Raw genomic sequence first — 16,530 nt, forward strand, 5'->3', positions numbered from 1 at the left:
GCCGCCGGTAATCTTCATATTGATCAATGATCTAGGGATTCACCGGGTGAGACAGCGAAAAGTCATTCCGGGGGCACGCTGGGCGAGCTCCCTCCCTGACCTCGATGAATGACTCCAACGCAACCGATGGGCACGGTCGGTGATTGTTGATCAGGTACCGGGCCCATGCTGCGGCGTTCCGCTGACCAGCGCGGCCGGCGACGGGCTCCGCGAGCCGCCGACCAGCGCGGCCGCCGGGAGTTGCCGGCCGACCACGCCGGCCGGGAAGGCGGGCGGGGCGATCCCGTCATCGGTCTCCCGCCACGCCACCTCGCCGGCCTCCATCGTCCGCAGCACCTCGCGCAGCGCGGCCCAGTCGTCCAGCTCGGCGAGCGTGGCGGCCGAGGTCATCAACAGGTGCCGGCCGCTGGGGTAGTCGCCGATGTCCAGACCGATCTCGCCCCGGACCCGGTCCAGTCGGGCGCTGAGCGGGGCGAGCAGCTCGCGGTCCTCGCCCGCGGCGTTCAGCGATTCCAGCCGGGCGGCCGCCACCCGGGCCAGGTGGTCGGCCTCGACGGGATGGCCCAGCGCCAGGACGGCGCGGGCCAGCAGGGCGTACGCGCGGACCTCGCCGTGCGCGTTGTCCATCTCGCGGAACGCCACCGTGGCGGCCGCTGCCCGCCGCGCCGCCCGGGCCACCAGCCCCGGATCACCGGGGTCGCCGTCGGTCCCGGTGACGCCGGTGGTGGCCGCGCGGCCCAACAACAGCCGAGCCGTCCGGTACGACACGGTGGCCGCCCGCCGCGCGTCCCCGTCGACCAGGGACAGGGCGAGGGCGAAGTGGTGCTCGGCGCTGGCCCACTCGGCCCGCCGGCGGGCGCCCTCGGCCAGCGAGAGCTGGATCCGGTAGCGGGTCGTGTCGGACAGCAGCTCCTCGTCCTTGGCCGCCTCGGGGGTGTCGACATGATGCGCCTCGCCGAGCAGGATCCGGATGAGCCGCTGCTCCCCGCGGTCCGCGATGACCTCGGCCTGCCGGTAGGCCCGCTCCAGGGTGGCGATGCCGCGCCGGTAGCGGGCGGCCTGGAGGAAGCCCTCGCCCATCCGCCGCCTGGCGGCCACCAGCCGCTGCCGCGCCGCCGCCGCCGTACCGGGGTCGCCCCGGTCGGCCAGCGCGGCCGCCAACTCGGCCGCCTGGTTGAGGCTCGCCTCGGCCTGCGGGTACCACTCGACCGCCGTGAGGTAGGCGCCGCGGGCCAGCAACACGTCGATGAGCCCCAGCTCGGCGCCGGACCGCTCGGCCGCCCGGATGGCCTCGTCGTACGCGTCGAGGGTCGCTCCGGTCCGCACCCCGGCCGGGACGCAGCCGTCGAGCCAGGCGCCCACCCGCCAGCGCACCTCGTCGCCGGCCCCGGGCAGGTGGATCACCCGGAGCAGGCTGGGGTACTCGGTGCGTACCCACAGCTCGGGATGGGCGGCGATCCGTGCCGGCAGCGTCGATCCGGCCAGCCAGGCCGGCCGTTCCGGGCCGGCGTACTCCGGGTGCAGCTCCGCCAGCGCCGCCCGGACCACCTCGAGGTACGCCTTGTCCAACCGGGACAGTGCGGCCTCCCGCTCCGCGACCGGGCGGCGCTCGGCCTGCTGAGCGGCGAAGATGCGGATCAGCGGCGGCAGCTGCAGGCGGGCGTCCTCCGACGTGCGGTCCTTGCCGAGGTCGGCCACCAGGTGCGCGGCCGCGAGCCGGTCCGCGAGGGCCTCCGCGTCCGCCTCGGCCTGCGCCGGCGGCAGGTCGAGGAGCGGCCCCAGCACCCACGGTACGAAGGTCAACGAGGGCACCAGGGCCAGCATGGCGAGGGCGCGCTGCTCCTGCGGCAGCAGCTGGCCGAACTCCTCCGCCAGGTCGCCCCGCAGCGACTGGTTGGGCCGGTCCAACCAGGTCAGCCGGGACCGCGGCTCGCGAAGCAGGCCCGCCACCTGGCCGACGTCCGCGCCGTCCGCCCAGACCCGCTCGGCCGCGGCCCGGATGGCGAGCGGCAGACCCCCGCACAGCCGGACGATCTCGGCCGCGCACTCCGGCCGGACGCCCTCGTGGGTGCCGGAGGCGGCCCGGAAGATGGACAGCGCGTCGTCGTCGTCCGCCGGCCCCAACAGGTGGGACGGTTCCGGCACCGGGTCCGGCCAGAGCAGCTCCCGGCGGCTGGTGATGATCACGGCGGCCGTCGGGTGGCTCGGCATCACGTGCCGGACCTGCTCGGCGTTGAGCGCCGCGTCCAGGATGAACAGCATCCGCTTCCGGGCGGTCAACGAGCGGAAGATCTGCTCCCGGCCGGTGGTCGTGGCCGGCATCTCGTCCTCGCTCCAACCGAGGGCGATAAGGAGTTCCTGCAGGACCTCGCTGGGCGTCCGGGCGGCGCCGTCGGTGCTCATGCTCACGTACACCTGGCCGTGCGGGTAGCGCTCGGCCAGCTGCCTGGCCAGCTCGTCGACCAGGGCGGTCTTGCCGACGCCCGGGCCGCCGTGCACGGTCAGCACCACCGGTCCGCTCGCCGCCGACCGCCTGCGTCCGGCCGCGGCGCCGGGCGCCGGTGGCCGGCGCCGGGGCGGCCAGATGTTGGCCCGGGCCGACGCGCGCCGATCGTTCCGCTGCCGGTCATGCGCCGCCCGCAGCGCGTCGAGGTCCCGCCGCCGACCCCGGAACAGCTCGTCACGCGGCGGCAACGTCAGCGCGGGCCGGCTGAGCCGGCGGGGCAGCAGCCGCGACAGCCACTCGCCGATCCGGCGGACCAGCCGGCGCGCCGGACCCGGTTGCCGGGCGGGCTCGCCCGCTGCTCCGGGCGCGCTCCTCGGCCGGGCCGTCGGGAGGCCGCGGCGGTCCGGGTCGGCCCCGCCGCGTGACTGCGGCGGCTCGGCCAGCAGCACCACCATGGCCCCGGACACGGCCAGCACGGCCAGGGAGATCAGCTGCCACCGGTGCGGGATGTTGTCGTAGACCGTGCCCAGGCCGGTCGACAGCCCCGCCAGGACCGTCGCGAAGAACAGCCGGTAGTGCCGGATCGGGTGCAGCCAGCGCCGGACGCGCCGCCGGACGCGCCGCAGCCACAGCCGCACCGGGGTGCCGCCTCCGGTCGCCGGCCGACGGGTCACCTGCCCGCCCTTCCGGTGGCCAGGATGGAGCGCCACCCCGGCCCGCCCGGCCCGGCGGCGTCGGTCCGCCCCCGGTCGCCCTCGATCGGCCGCGACCGGCCGAGCTCCGCCGGCCGCGGATGGTCGGCGGCCCGGTCCGGCGGCGCCGACTCGACCCGGTAGAGCAGGTGGTCGGCGCGCCGGACGCTCCGCTCGTCGCCGAAGCCGGCGAAGGCCTGCTGGGCCGCCACGAGCAGCAGCCGGGCGTTCCGGTTGCGGCCGTCCAGGTGGTACGCCTCGGCCAACGCGGTGGCCGCGTCCGCCAGCAGCCACCGGTCGCCGCACCGGCGCAGCGTGCCGTGGCACTGTTCGAGCAGCGGAATGGCGTGCTGGAGCCGCTGCTGGGCCAGGTGCGCCCGGCCGAGCGCCAACATGGCGTTCGCCGCGCCGTAGCTGTGCCGGAGCGCGGTGAAGCCCTCCAGCGCCGCTGCGCTGAACTCGCGACTCTGGTCGTCGTCGCCCGCGTCGAGCAGCAGCAGCGCACGCTGCTGCCGGATCCAGGACTGGCGCAGCCGATCCGGCTGGCCGTCCCGATCGTCCCGGTCGGTGGTCAGCCGCTCCGCCTCGGCCAGCAGGGCCGCGCTCCGGTCCCGGTCGCCGCACACCCGCTCCAGCATGGCCTCGGCGAGCAGCACGCCGGGGAGCTCCCGGCCGCCGGCCGCCCGGCACCGGTCGGTGGCCTGTGCCGCGTACGCCCGGCCGAGTTCCAGGTCGTGCCGCAGCGCCTGCAGCGCGGTCAGCTCCCGGAGCAGCCGGATTCGCTCCACCTCGGCGTCGGTCGGCGTGGCCTGATCGGCCTCCTCGCCGGCCGGCGCGAGCGAGCCGATCTCCGCCTGGCAGCTGGCCAGCAGCTCACCGGCCTCGGTCCCCTGGTGCAACCGTCGGCGCAGGTCACCGGCGAGCCGCAGAGCGCGGACCGAGGCCATCGACGACAGCGGTTTGCGCTTCCAGACCCGGTCCACGCAGTCGATCGCCGCGTCCAGCCAGCCGAGTTCGGCCAGCACCTCGCCGAGCGCCACGAGTTCCAGGCTCTCCTCGATGGCCAGCAGGCCGCCGGAGTCCTCCAGAGAGGCCCGGTCCAGCCGGCTGAGCGCGAGCGACTCCCGGGCGGTGTCCAGCGCCTCGTCCAGGCGGCCCTCGTCCAGGTGCCGGTACACGCTGTTGCGCAGCGAATCCTCGGTGCGCCGCTCGGCGCGCTGCTGCCGCCGGGCCGCCACGGCCGCGGCCACGCCCTCCCGGACCGGCGCCGGAAGGTCACCGGTGAACCGGTGGGCGGCGTACTGCCGCACGTAACTAGGCACGCTGTAGGACAGCGGGCCGAGGTCGTTGTCCAGCCGGCGTTCGATGAACCGGGCCCGGGCGAGCCGATCCAGCAGCCGGCCGGCCTCGGCCGCCCCCGGCGCGTCGTCATCGGGGGACGCGGCCCGTAGCGCCGTGGCGAGCATCCACGGCTCCACCCGGCTGGCCTCGAAGAGCCCGAGCAGACCCAACGCCCGCCGCTCCGCGCTGGTGAGCAGGGCCGCGGCCAGATCCAGGACCCCGCTGAACGGTACGGCGGACTCGGCCGGCCCGGCCGCCGTCTGATCGACCGGATCGGGTGGGACGGCCGCCATCCGTTCGACGGCGGACGCGAGGGTCCAGTTCCGGCGTACGGCCAGGGCGGCGCCGGCGATCAGGGCGGCCAGCGGATAGCCGGCGGTGGCGGCCGCGATCGCGGCGGCCGGCTCCGGCTCCCGGCCGACCCGCCCGCCCCCCACAAGCTGATCGAGCAGCTCACGGACGGCGCGGTCGCCGAGCGGAAGCACGGCCTGCCGGAGCGGCGGCGGCCCGTCGCCGGGCGGGTCGGGCAGGCGCTCGGTGGAGGTGAGAATGGTCAGGCAGCGGGGGCCGGCCGGCAGCAGCGGCGCCACCCGGTCGATGTTGCGGACGTCGGTGAGAATGACGAGTACGCGTTGGCGCAGGGTCCGGTCCCGATACCAGCGGCGCAGATCGTTGTCGTCGACGTTCTCCCGCGGCCCCTTCAGCGCCCGGACGAACATTTCCAGTTGCTCCTCGACAGATCCGCTGGCCCTATCTTCGGGGCTGAGCATCAACTGCCCGTCCGGATAGTCGTCGGCCACCCGATGGGCCAGGCTGATGGCCAGCGCGTTGCGGCCCACCCCCAGTTCACCGTGCAGCATGATCACCTGAGGCCCGTGCCGGTTGCCGGTCCGGTTCTCCAGATGGCGCAGCATCTTGTCCAGCTCGTCGTCCCGGCCGATCAGCAGCCCGGGCGGCGGCGGCAGCTCGGCGGGCCGGATCCGCTGGTCCCGCAGCCCGCCGGCGGGGCGCTCGAGGCCGCCGGGCAGGACCCCCGCGGCCGGCACCGTCGGCCGCAGGCGCCGGACGGTCAGCAACAGCAGGTAGGCGAGCATCGCGCCGACGACGCCGGCCGAGAGGATCTCCAGCGCCGACATCCAGAAGCGGTGCGCAATGGCCAGCACCGACATGAGCAGCAATGCGCCGACGGCCGAGGTGAACCAGATCGCTGTTCTTGCCCGCATCGGCACTCCTCCCTGGGCGTTCCATAATGACGCCACCGGTCAACGCAGGCTACAAATCGGTGGCGCTGAATAGCAAAAGGAACGGAGAGTCGACCCCGCCGAACCGAAGAGCAATCGCCAATGGCTGAATGGTCAATTCAACGCATTGCATTGTCGGATTTCCGATCAACGGGGTGACGGCCGGCCCGGACCTCGTCGGCGCCGATCGCTGTCGGTGCCGGCCCGTATGGTCGGGGGCGTGCGAGACACGACCGGCAGCGATCGGCTCGAGCCCTTCCGGGTCGAGCTGACCGGCTACTGCTACCGGATGCTCGGCTCCGGGTTCGAGGCCGAGGATGCGGTGCAGGAGACCATGATCAAGGCTTGGCGGGCGATCGACCGGTACGACGAGCGGCGTTCGTCGATGCGCGGCTGGCTCTACCGGATCGCCACCAACGTCTGCCTCGACATGCTGCGCGGCCCGCAGCGCCGCGCCGTGGCCATGGACCTCGGCGGCCCGTCCCGGGCCGGCGCGGATTTCGGCGCGCCGCTGCCGGACCGGGCCTGGGTCCAGCCCGTCCCGGACGCGCTCGTGCTGCCCGCCGAGGGCGGCCCGGAGGAGCAGGCCGTGCGCCGCGAGTCGATCCGGCTCGCCTTCGTGGCGGCCCTCCAGCACCTGCCGCCCCGGCAGCGGGCGGTGCTGATCCTGCGGGACGTGCTGTGCTGGCACGCCGAGGAGGTGGCCGAGCTGCTCGACGGCACCACCGCGGCGGTCAACAGCGCGCTGCAGCGGGCTCGCGCGACGCTGCGAACGGTCCGGGCGACCCCGGGCGAGCCGCTGCGGCCGGCCGACCCGGCGCAGCGGGAGCTGTTGACCCGCTACTGCGACGCGTTCGAGCGGCACGACGTGGCCACCCTGGTGGCGCTGCTGCACGAGGAGGTCACCCTGTCGATGCCGCCGTTCGCGTGGTGGCTGCGCGGCCCGGTGGAGTTCCGCCGGGCGTTCACGGCCACCGACGCGTGTGCGGGCGCCCGGCTCATCCCGGTGGCCGCGAACGGCTCCCCGGCGTACTGGCAGACCCGGCCGGGCCCGGACGGCTCGCACCCGGTCTTCGCACTGGTCATCCTCGATGTGGCCGGCGGCCTGGTGACCGGCAGCACCACCTACCTCGACCCGGGCCGGCTGCTCCGGCTGTTCGGCCCGCCGGCCGGGCTGCCGTTGGGGGTCGCGCACCGATGAGTTCCGGGTCGCCGGGCCGTAGGAACCGGTGAGCCCGATCTCGCAGAGGAGCCGCCATGCCGACCGTCCAGCCGGTCATCAGCACGCCCGACCTGAGCCGCCTGCTCGACTACTACCAGCGGGTGTTCGACGCCGTGGAGTCCGACCGCTATCCCCGCGAGGGGGAGCCGTTCTTCGTGAACCTCCGGGTGGGTGACTCGGAACTCGGGCTGGTGTCCCAGGGCGACGCGGGTGGCGAGGCGCCGCCGCGGATCCTGCTGTCGGTGGCGGTCGACGACGTCGACGGCCGGTTGCCCGAGGTGACCGCGGCCGGCGGGCGGGTGCTCGGCCCGCCCAATGACATGCCCTGGGGGCAGCGGGTGGCGCACACCCTCGACCCGGACGGCAACCTGGTCAACCTGACCCGGTCGGTCTGAGTGCCTTCTTTCCGGTGCGCCGAGCGGTCGGCTAGCGTGAGGCCCATGAGCGCTGAGGCCGTTGGCATGCACATGCCCGCCGTCATCAAGCTCGACGACGTGGCGGTGATGAACGCCGCCGACTCGAATGGTCACCGCTACGAGAACAGCCCCGAGGGGGTTCTGTCGGTCCTGCCGCCTCCCGACTCGGTGCACGCGATGATCGCGAGTCGCCTCTTCGCCTGGCTCATCATGGCCGGTTGGCCCGCCGAGCAGGTGCTCCAGGCGGTGGGGGTGCGGATTCCGGGGCCGAACGGCGACGGCGGACGGATCCCCGACCTGACGGTGTGGCGGGAGCCTCCGCGCCGGGGTGTCTGGTCGGCGGTTGTGGGTCTCGCTCTCGTCGTGGAGATCGTCTCTCCAGGGTCGGAGGCGATGGACGCGGTGACCAAGGTGCGGGAATACTCGGCGGCCGGCATCCCGCAGTACTGGGTGGTCGAGCGGGACGCCGCGCAGACCGTCATCCTGCGCCGGCTTACGCACGAGGGCCGGTACGAGGAGCGGGCGAAGATGCCGCTGGCCTGGCTGCTGCAGACCTCTCCCGGCGACCGCCTCGACGGGCCAGGCTCGGCCAGCTGAATCGGGTGCCGCCTGCTGGCGGGTCTCGACCAACGAGGATGGTTGGGTGCGATGGCCGGCTGCCCGGCGGCGGCCGTCGTGTGCCCGGCACGGCCGGCACGGCCGGCACGGCCGGCACGACCGGCACGACCGGCACGACCGGCACGACGGCGGCGCCGCGCGCACCCGGCGGGCGAGTGACCGGCGGACTATCCTTCGCGGATGCCACCTCAGCCCATGGCGGGCGACCGCATCCGATACGGAAGGGCGAGCCGTTGAGCGTCGAGGCCGTCAACGCACTGACCGCACGCTGGGCCGCCACCGCCACCGCCACCGCCACGGTCGCCGGCGAGGGGGGGACGGTGCTCTCCGGCGCCGGCGCGTACCCGTTGCTGACGCTGCTGGCCCCGTACGCGACCGGCGACGCGCGGGCGGAGCTTGCGGCCGTGGCGTCCACGCCGCCGCCGGCCCTGGACTCGGCCGAGGTCAGGCTGGCGGTGGCGGCCTGGATTCGTGACGACCTGCCGCTGACGGACGACTGGCTCGCGCTGCCCGAGTCGCTGCGCGGCCGGCTCAGCGGCGACCCCGGCGTCGACCAGCCGGTGCTGGACCGGTGGGCCGCCCAGAACACGGCCGGCCTGATCGAGCGGATGCCGGTGGCGGTCACCGACGAGACCCGGATGATCCTCGCCAGCGCCCTCTCGGTCGTCACCACCTGGCGATGGCCGTTCACCGAGCGGCCGTGCCGGCCCGCCGCCGGTCCCTGGGCCGGTCGGGAGCTGCTCGGGCTGGACCGCGGCCATTACGACCCGGCGCTGCTGCGCGTGGTGCAGACCGACGCCGGGACGCTCACCCTGCTGGCCGTGCCCGGCGAGGAGGACGTGGACGTCGTACTCGCGCTCGGGCCCGCGGATCGACCGGCCGCCGCCGTGCTGCCGGCCGCGGTCGGCGCGTTGCCGGCGCTGGTGCCGGCGCTGCCCGGCGGCGCCGACGTGCCGGTGCGGCCCGCGGCGGGCGGTCCCGGCGTGACGGTACGACTGATCCACGCCTTCGACGACCGGCCGCAGCTCGACGTCTCGACCGTCGCCTTCGCGGTCTCCGGGGAGCACGACCTGCTGGCGCACGCCGAGCTCTTCGGGCTGGTCGCGGCCACCGACACCGGGCGCGGGCATTTTCCCGGGATCAGCCCGGAGCCGCTGGCGGTGTCGCAGGCCAAGCAGAGCGCGACGGCGCTGTTCGGGGCCGTGGGATTCAAGGCCGCCGCCGTCACCGCCATGGGGATGGTGCGCGCGGGCTCGATCCAGCAGCCCAGCATGCAGAAGGAGCTGACGGCGCTGACGATCGATCGTCCGTTCGGCTTCCTGGCGGTGCACCGGCCGACCGGCGCGGTGCTGGTGGCCGGCTGGGTGACCGAGCCCGAGCCATACCGCTAGCCGTCAAGCGCTCGCCGGCGCCAGCGCCGTCGACAGCCGCCTGAGCCGCCTGCGCCGTCGGCAGCCGGCAACGCATTGACGGAAACCGATTTCCTTGGCAGGCTGCGTAGCAGGAGCCAGCGCGGCAGCCGCGCAGCCGGCCGGGACCTTGGGCAGCTCCCGGCAGTCCGGGCACGACCAGACCCGACTCGATTCCCGGGGGCTTCATGTCCACCTCAGCCCGAATCCATCCCCTGCCGCGCCGCGCGTGGCTGCTCACGCTCGGCGCGGCGCTCGCCGTGCTGCTGAGCGGCGCGGCCGCCGTGATCCTGCCGCACGCGGCGTCCGCGCACGGCTCGGTCATCGATCCCGCGACCCGCAACTACGGCTGCTGGCAGCGCTGGGGCGACCGGTTCCAGGATCCCGCCATGGCCACCGAGGACCCGATGTGCTGGCAGGCCTGGCAGGCCAACCCGCAGACAATGTGGCAGTGGAACGGCCTCTACCGCAACGAGGTCGGCGGCAACCCGCAGGCCGTCATCCCGGACGGCCAGCTGTGCAGCGCCGGCCACACCCAGGGCGGCTTGTACGACTCGCTGGACGCCATCGGGCCGTGGAAGACCACGTCGATCGGCGCCAACTTCCGGATCAAGCTGTTCGACCAGGCAAAACACGGCGCCGACTACATCAAGGTGTACGTCACCAGGCAGGGCTTCAACGAGCTGACCCAGCCGCTGCGCTGGGCCGACCTGGAACTCGTCGGCCAGATCGGCAATACCCCGGCCGCGCAGTGGACCCCGGAGACCAACGGCGTCTCCATCCAGGTCGCGGGCAGCGCGCCGGGCCGGACCGGCCGGCACATCGTGTTCACGCTGTGGCAGGCCAGCCACATGGACCAGGGCTACTACCTGTGCAGCGACGTCGACTTCGGCGGCGGCCCGACGACCCCGCCGACGACGACCACGCCGCCCACCAGCACCCCGCCGACCACGACCCCGCCGACCACGACCCCGCCCACCAGCACGCCGCCGACCACGCGCCCGCCGACGACCCCGCCCAGCACGACCCCGCCGGCCGGTGGCTGCTCGGCGACCTACCGGGTGACCAGCCAGTGGAGCGGCGGCTTCCAGGGTGAGGTCCAGGTCACGGCCGGCGCGGCCGCCATCCGCGGCTGGACGGTCCGCTGGACGTACGCGAACGGGCAGACCATCAGCTCGTCGTGGAACGCGACGGTCAGCAGCACCGGATCCACGGTGACCGCCACGAACGTGGCCTACAACGGCGCGCTGGGCGCCGGGGCGAGCACCACCTTCGGCTTCCTCGGCTCGTGGAGCGGCGGCAGCAACCCCGTACCGGCGCTCAGCTGCACGGCCACGGCCTGACCGCCCGGAAAGGGCGCGTGCCCTCCCGCCGGTCCAGGCGGGAGGGCACGCGGGTACGGCACGCGGTCGTTCGATCCTCAGCGAGTGAGGATCTGCGCGAGCACGTCGTGCACGTAGGTGTTCTGGTGCTTGCCGGTGAACTGGTCGGCCAGCGGACCGTACGCGGTGACCGGCACGTCGACGCCGGTGTGGCCGCTGGTGGTCCAGTCCAGGTTGAACTGCAGGTTGCTGCCCTTGATGGCGAACGGCCCGTCCTCGGCGGAGATGCCGTCGCCGGACTCGTCGCTGGTGCCGGTGTCCTCGACGGTCAGGCCGCCGCAGTCGTGGTCACCGGTGATCACCACGAGCGTGTCCTTGTGGGTGGCGGCGTAGTTGCGGGCCACCACGACGGCCTTCTCCAGCTCGCCCATGCTCTGCAGCATCCGGGTGGCGTTGTTCTCGTGCGAGAACTCGTCCACGCCCTCCTCCTCGACGAAGAGGAAGAAGCCCTTCTTGTTGCTGGACAGCGTGTCCAGGGCCTTGGTGGTCATGGTGGCCAGGCTCACCACCGGGTTGTAGATGTCGCCCTGGCCCTCCGGCCGCTGCTGGAACATCTCCTCGTTGCTGAACAGGCCGAGCAGCTTGCCGCCCTTGGCCTTCTGCAGCTGGTCGGCCGTGGAGACGTACTTGTAGCCGGCCTGGCGGGCCTTGTCGATCAGATTGCCCTTGGTGCCCTTGCTGGCCTCGCTCGGGTCCTCGGCCGGGTGGTCCGGGTAGGCGCCGGCGGTGCCGGCCGGCAGCCAGAAGTCCTCGCCGCCGCCGAGGATGACGTCCGGCTTGGAGACCTCGATGTACTGCCGCGCGATCTCGTCCTGCGCCGACCGGTTCTCGGTGTTGGAGAACCAGGCGGCCGGGCTGGCGTCGGTGACCTGGGCCGTGGTGACCAGCCCGGTGGCCTTGCCGTTCGCCTTGGCCTGCTGGCCCAGGGTGGGCAGCGGGTTGTGGTCGACGTCGACGCTGATGGCGCCGTTGTAGGTCTTCTCGCCGGTGGCCCACGCGGTGGCCGCGGCGGCCGAGTCGGTGATCGGGCTCTTCGGGTCGTGCGGGGTGGTGATGAGCTGGCCGGACACCGGCAGCTTGTCCATGTTCAGCTGGCCGTCGAGGCCGGCCAGGTAGAGGCGGGCCGCCTCCCGGTGCGCGGCCGACATGCCGTCGCCGTTGATGAAGATGACGTTGCGTGCCTTGCCCTTGGCTGCGCCCGCGTCGGCGGACTGGAGCGGGTTGAGCAGGGTCATCCCGGTCGCGGCGACGGCCCCGGCAAGCACCGGGGCAAGCAGCCACCGAACGGTACGGGAAGTCACGTGGCTCCTCCTGGAGTTAGATCAGTGCTTCGAGCAACAAGCAACACGAAGTACCGGAGCGCCAGGTGACCGGCCGGTTAACGGCCGCCCCTTTTCTTAGATACTTTCCGAGCCGCAAGCATCGCCGGCCCGAGGCGGAGGGCGGCCCGAGGCGGGCGCCGCCGGAGGCGGGGCGCGGCCCGGACCCCTGCCGGGTCCGGGCCGCGAGCGGCGTCAGTGGTGCCGGGCCGCCTTGCGAATCTCCACCGGCTGGGCCGGCGCGCCGTCCACCGGCGCCGGGTCGTCCGGCGTGGCCGCGATCCCGCCGGCCGCGATCCGGTCCAGCGTGGCCAGACCGGCGGCGTCCACCGAGCCGAAGACCGTGTAGTTGGGCCGCAGGATCGAGTCGGCGTACACCAGGAAGAACTGGCTGCCGTTGGTGTTCGGCCCGGCGTTGGCCATGGCCAGCGTGCCGCGCGGATAGATCCGCCGGACGCCGGTCGGGTCCGTCGGCGCCGGCGGGAGGTTGGTGGGCAGTTCGTCCTTGTACTGGTAGCCGGGGCCGCCCTCACCGGTGCCGGTGGGGTCGCCGCACTGCAGCACCTTCAGGGTGCTGTACGCGGTGAGCCGGTGGCAGATCGTCCGGTCGTAGAAGCGGTGCCGGACCAGATGCAGGAAGCTCTGCACCGTGCACGGCGCCTGCTCCCGGTCCAGCGTGAGCCCGATCGGCCCGAAGTTGGTATAGAGGGTGACCTGCGTCGTGCCCCGGCTCGGCGTGTGCCGCGGGTCCGGCGGCAGTGGCACCGGCCGGGCCGCCGGATCGTCCGGAGTGGACGCGTACGCGCACGGGCCGTGGGTCGTCTTCGGTGGACGGTCGGCGGTGGCCGCGGTCGCGCCGACAGTGCCGGCGCCGGTGGGCGCGGCCACGGCCGCGCCGCCGGCGGCCAGCATCGCGCCGGTGGCCAGCGTCGCGAGGGTCAGGCCGGTCAGGGTTCGGGAAGCGCGGCGGCCCGCGGTTGCGGGCGCGCCGTCGGGTTCCGGTCGGGGGTCGCTCGACACGTGGGATCCTCCTGAGAGCTGAACGAGCCGGAAAGGTCGCAGTCTATGGACGCTCCGGCCCCCGCACCACCCGGTAGCGCAGGTGGACCACCTCGTTGCCCTCGACGATCGAGTACGGGCCGGTCAGCTCAACCGGAGCGGTGGCCAGCGCGCCGAAGAGCGGGGTGCCAGCGCCGAGGACGAACGGCGTCAGCTCGACGTGGACCTCGTCGACCAGGCCGGCGTCCAGGCCCTGCCGGGCGATCGTCCCGCCGTTCAGCGCCACCCATTTGTCGCCGGCCAGCTCCCTGGCCTGCTCGACAGCGGCCTCGATCCCGTCCGTGACGAACACGAAGTTCTCGTCGGCCAGCGGCCGGTCGGTCGGCGGCCGGTGCGTGAGCACCACGGTGGGCACGTCCAGCGGGTGCCGGCCGCCCCAGGCGTTGGTGAGGTCGTACAGGTGCCGGCCCACCACCAGCGCGCCGACGTTGCTCATCATCTCGCGCAGCACGTCGGCGCTGGCCCTGGTGGTGTGCCAGGTGAGGTCCGGGTTGATGTTCCGCGTCTCGACGTCGCCGTTGTTGTACCACCGGAACAGCAGGTCGAAGCCGCTTTCGCCGGGGCCGGCGATGTAGCCGTCGAGCGACATGGTGGCCCCGGTCATGACCTTGCTCATCTCTGATCCGCTCCTCGCGTACCGAAGTTGTCGTCACCGGTACGTCGAACGGCGGTGGGGCGCGGAGGACACCCGCGGACGTTCTTTCTCAGGACCATCCGTGGTCGGACCGCAGCGCGGCGGACACGCGGTCGAACCGGGCGCGGTCCAGCACCGCGCCCTCGCGCCGGATGCTGTCCTCGCGCATGGTGAGCACCCGGTCCAGGCGGATCCAGCTCGGCCGGTTCTCCCGGTCCCAGCTGCCCGGGCCGAGCGCCAGCCAGTTGCGCTGCCCGTCCCGTTCGCTCTGGCTGGACAGCATGAGGCCGTACAGCGTGCGGCTCTGCCGCCCCACCACCAGCACCGGGCGGTCCTTGCCCTGCCGCGGGTCGTCCTCGTACGGCACCCAGGTCCAGACCACCTCGCCCGGGTCCGCGCGTCCGTCCGGCTCCGGCGCGTAGCTGAGCTGCCGCCGCTGCAACGCCGCGACCTGCCGCTCGCGCGCCGGCCGCGCCGGTGCCGGCCGGCCCCGCTGCGCCGGGACCGAGCCGCCGGTCGGCGCCGACCCCCGCCCGATGATCCGGCCGACCTTTTCCGCGATCCCGTTCCACAGCCTCGTCACGGCCGGCAGCCTACCGGGGGTCGGAGCGGAGCGCTCCCGGGCGAACTGGGGAGGATTGTTGTCGCTGGGGTGACAACAATTCTCCCCAGTCCGGTTGGTCATCCGGGCGCCGGTGGGCGTGCGGCAGACTTGGTCGGATGCGGAACGCGTTGGCCGAACTGTTCGGCGTGGAGCTGCCGGTGCTGGCCGCGCCCATGGCCGGCGGGCCGAGCACCCCGGGCTTCGTGGCGGCCGTCTCGGCCGCGGGCGGGCTCGGCTTCCTGGCCGCCGGCTATCAGCCGCCCGCGGTGGTCGCCGCCGAGATCGATCGGGTACGCGCCACCGGCCGCCCGTTCGGGGTGAACGTCTTCGCGCCGTCGCCGGTGCCGGTCGGGACGGCCGAGTTCCGCCGGTACGCGCGGACCATCGCGCCGGAGGGCGCGGCGTACGGGCTGGACCTCTCGGCCGCCGAGCCGGTCGAGGACGACGACCACTGGGCGGCCAAGCTGGATCTGCTCACCCGCCACCCGGTGCCGGTGCTGAGCTTCACCTTCGGGCTGCCCGACCGGGCCAGCGTGACCGCGCTGCGTAGCGCCGGGACCCGCGTACTACAGACCGTCACGTCGGTCCCGGAGGCGGTGGCCGCCGCCGAGGTCGGGGTGGACGGGCTGCTCGTCCAGGGTGCCGAGGCCGGCGCACACTACGGCACGTTCACCCCGCGGGCCCTGCCGCCGGCGGCGCCGCTGCCCGACCTGGTCCGCGCGGTCCGGGCGGCGGCCGGACTGCCGGTGGTGGCGGCCGGCGGCATCGCCGACGCCGCCGGGGTACGGGCGGTGCTGGCCGCCGGCGCGGTCGGCGCCATGGTGGGCACGGTGCTGCTGCGGACCGGGGAGAGCGGCGCCAGCCAGGTGCACAAGGACGCCCTCGCCGACCCGGCCCGCGCCGGCACGATCGTCACCCGGGCCTTCACCGGCCGGCCGGCGCGGGCGCTGCGGAACGCCTTCACCGACCGGTACGACGGCGCGGCGCCGCTCGGCTATCCGGCCGTGCACCACCTCACCCGGCCGCTGCGCCGAGCCGCCGCGGCCGCGGGCGACCCGGAGCGGCTGCACCTGTGGGCCGGGACCGGCTACCGCGCCGCCCGGGCGGCCCCGGTGGCCGAGGTGCTCGCGGCGCTCGCGAGCGGCTGAGCCGGCTTGCGTGGGGGGTGTCCCATGGGAGCATGGCGAGCGACATTGAGCAGCGGCTAACGGTGGCCGCCCGAGCGGTCCGCGAGTACGAGCTGGCCGAGCAGCGGTCGGCGGAGCTGCTGGCGCGGATCCGCGAGCTGTCGGCGCAGGTCAGCCAGCTACGTGGCCAGTACGCCGAGGAGCAGGCTGATGTCGACCGGCTGACCGGGCTGTCCCTGACCCGGGTGCTCACCGCCCTGCACGGCAGCCGGCGCGACACGCTGGCCCGGGAGCGGGCGGAGGCGGATGCCGCCCGTTACCGGTTGGACCAGGCGGAACAGCTACTCAAGACACTGCACGATGAGGCGTACCGGAACCGGCTCGTGTTGCGCCGGCTGTCGTCGGAACGCGGCGAACACGCCCGGCTGCTGGCCGAGAAGGAACAGCAGCTCATCGGGAGCGACGATCCCCGGCAGGCCCGGCTGCTGGAACTCGCGACCGAGCGCGGGAGGCTGCACGTCGAGGTCACAAAGCTGCGCGAGGGGTTGCGGGCCGCCGACAGCGCCTGCCAGGCGTTGTCCAGGGCCCTCCAGTTGCTCGACCAAGCGTCCGGCTGGTCGTCGTACGACACGTTCCTCGGCGGCGGGATCATCGGTAGCGCGGTGAAGGAGAACTTTCTCGATGAAGCCGCCGACGCCGCCGCATACGCGGAAAGGTGCCTCGCTGCACTGCGGACGGAACTCTCCGACGTGGCGGAGCCAGCACTGCCCAGCGTCGAGCCGGCGGTCTCCGGTCTCACCAGGTTCGCGGACATCTGGCTCGACAACGCGATCACGGACCTTGCCGTCCGAAGCCGGATCCAGCGGTCAACAGAGAGCCTTGACGGGTGGCTGGGGTGGGCGAGCCATACCCGCGAGGGACTGAGCCACCGCCTCGCCCGGGCCGAGGCGGCGGCGGAGTTGCTCGACAGCGAACGCCGGCGGCTGCTCGACCCGCCGTGATCCGCCGCCCCTGTCCGGT

General features: G+C 73.9%; 13 protein-coding genes. 7 read left to right on the forward strand and 6 right to left on the reverse strand.

Annotated elements, in window-relative coordinates; all coding sequences use genetic code 11:
* Positions 1-150 precede the first annotated feature (150 nt).
* Both ACFFHU_RS04250 and ACFFHU_RS04255 read right to left on the reverse strand, forming a co-directional pair.
* Positions 151-3,120, reverse strand: a complete 2,970-nt coding sequence (locus tag ACFFHU_RS04250; RefSeq protein WP_377335821.1) for an NB-ARC domain-containing protein — start codon at positions 3,118-3,120, stop codon at positions 151-153.
* Positions 3,117-5,702: a hypothetical protein gene (locus ACFFHU_RS04255; protein ID WP_377335823.1), complete on the reverse strand. Its 2,586-nt coding sequence runs from the start codon at positions 5,700-5,702 to the stop codon at positions 3,117-3,119. Before ACFFHU_RS04255 ends, ACFFHU_RS04250 begins: the two co-directional genes overlap by 4 nt.
* A gap of 238 nt (positions 5,703-5,940) precedes the next feature.
* Between ACFFHU_RS04255 and ACFFHU_RS04260 the strand changes: the two genes are divergently transcribed.
* From ACFFHU_RS04260 to ACFFHU_RS04280, 5 genes are all read left to right on the forward strand, one after another.
* On the forward strand, positions 5,941-6,921 hold the full coding sequence (locus ACFFHU_RS04260; protein ID WP_377335825.1) for a sigma-70 family RNA polymerase sigma factor: 981 nt from the start codon (positions 5,941-5,943) through the stop codon (positions 6,919-6,921).
* Between the two features lie 56 nt (positions 6,922-6,977).
* Positions 6,978-7,337: a VOC family protein gene (locus ACFFHU_RS04265; protein WP_377335827.1), complete on the forward strand. Its 360-nt coding sequence runs from the start codon at positions 6,978-6,980 to the stop codon at positions 7,335-7,337.
* Positions 7,338-7,382: 45 nt separating this feature from the next.
* Positions 7,383-7,955 (forward strand): Uma2 family endonuclease, encoded by a 573-nt coding sequence (locus tag ACFFHU_RS04270; RefSeq protein WP_377335829.1) that lies wholly within the window; start codon positions 7,383-7,385, stop codon positions 7,953-7,955.
* Between the two features lie 254 nt (positions 7,956-8,209).
* The gene (locus tag ACFFHU_RS04275) at positions 8,210-9,367 is read left to right on the forward strand and encodes a serpin family protein (protein ID WP_377335831.1); all 1,158 of its coding nucleotides are present in this window, start codon (positions 8,210-8,212) and stop codon (positions 9,365-9,367) included.
* Between the two features lie 206 nt (positions 9,368-9,573).
* On the forward strand, positions 9,574-10,728 hold the full coding sequence (locus ACFFHU_RS04280) for a lytic polysaccharide monooxygenase auxiliary activity family 9 protein (RefSeq protein WP_377335833.1): 1,155 nt from the start codon (positions 9,574-9,576) through the stop codon (positions 10,726-10,728).
* 77 nt (positions 10,729-10,805) lie between these two features.
* Here ACFFHU_RS04280 and ACFFHU_RS04285 read toward each other — a convergent pair whose 3' ends face one another.
* The 4 genes from ACFFHU_RS04285 to ACFFHU_RS04300 all read right to left on the reverse strand — a co-directional run bounded on the left by ACFFHU_RS04285 (position 10,806) and on the right by ACFFHU_RS04300 (position 14,320).
* Positions 10,806-12,068, reverse strand: coding sequence for an alkaline phosphatase (locus ACFFHU_RS04285; RefSeq protein WP_377335835.1), 1,263 nt, complete (start codon positions 12,066-12,068; stop codon positions 10,806-10,808).
* Between the two features lie 213 nt (positions 12,069-12,281).
* The gene (locus ACFFHU_RS04290; protein ID WP_377336067.1) at positions 12,282-12,998 is read right to left on the reverse strand and encodes a peptidylprolyl isomerase; all 717 of its coding nucleotides are present in this window, start codon (positions 12,996-12,998) and stop codon (positions 12,282-12,284) included.
* A gap of 151 nt (positions 12,999-13,149) precedes the next feature.
* Positions 13,150-13,761, reverse strand: coding sequence for a dihydrofolate reductase family protein (locus ACFFHU_RS04295; RefSeq protein ID WP_377335837.1), 612 nt, complete (start codon positions 13,759-13,761; stop codon positions 13,150-13,152).
* Between the two features lie 88 nt (positions 13,762-13,849).
* The gene (locus ACFFHU_RS04300) at positions 13,850-14,320 is read right to left on the reverse strand and encodes a type II toxin-antitoxin system PemK/MazF family toxin (protein ID WP_377336069.1); all 471 of its coding nucleotides are present in this window, start codon (positions 14,318-14,320) and stop codon (positions 13,850-13,852) included.
* A gap of 179 nt (positions 14,321-14,499) precedes the next feature.
* On the opposite strand from ACFFHU_RS04300, the gene ACFFHU_RS04305 reads away from it, so the two are divergent.
* Together ACFFHU_RS04305 and ACFFHU_RS04310 are read left to right on the forward strand one after the other, a co-directional pair.
* Positions 14,500-15,531: an NAD(P)H-dependent flavin oxidoreductase gene (locus ACFFHU_RS04305; protein ID WP_377335839.1), complete on the forward strand. Its 1,032-nt coding sequence runs from the start codon at positions 14,500-14,502 to the stop codon at positions 15,529-15,531.
* A 32-nt stretch (positions 15,532-15,563) separates the two neighbouring features.
* Positions 15,564-16,511, forward strand: a complete 948-nt coding sequence (locus ACFFHU_RS04310; protein WP_377335841.1) for a hypothetical protein — start codon at positions 15,564-15,566, stop codon at positions 16,509-16,511.
* Positions 16,512-16,530: the final 19 nt, after the last annotated feature.

Source organism: Plantactinospora siamensis, from assembly GCF_042434095.1.
In the GTDB taxonomy this organism is placed as follows: Bacteria; Actinomycetota; Actinomycetes; order Mycobacteriales; family Micromonosporaceae; genus KBS50.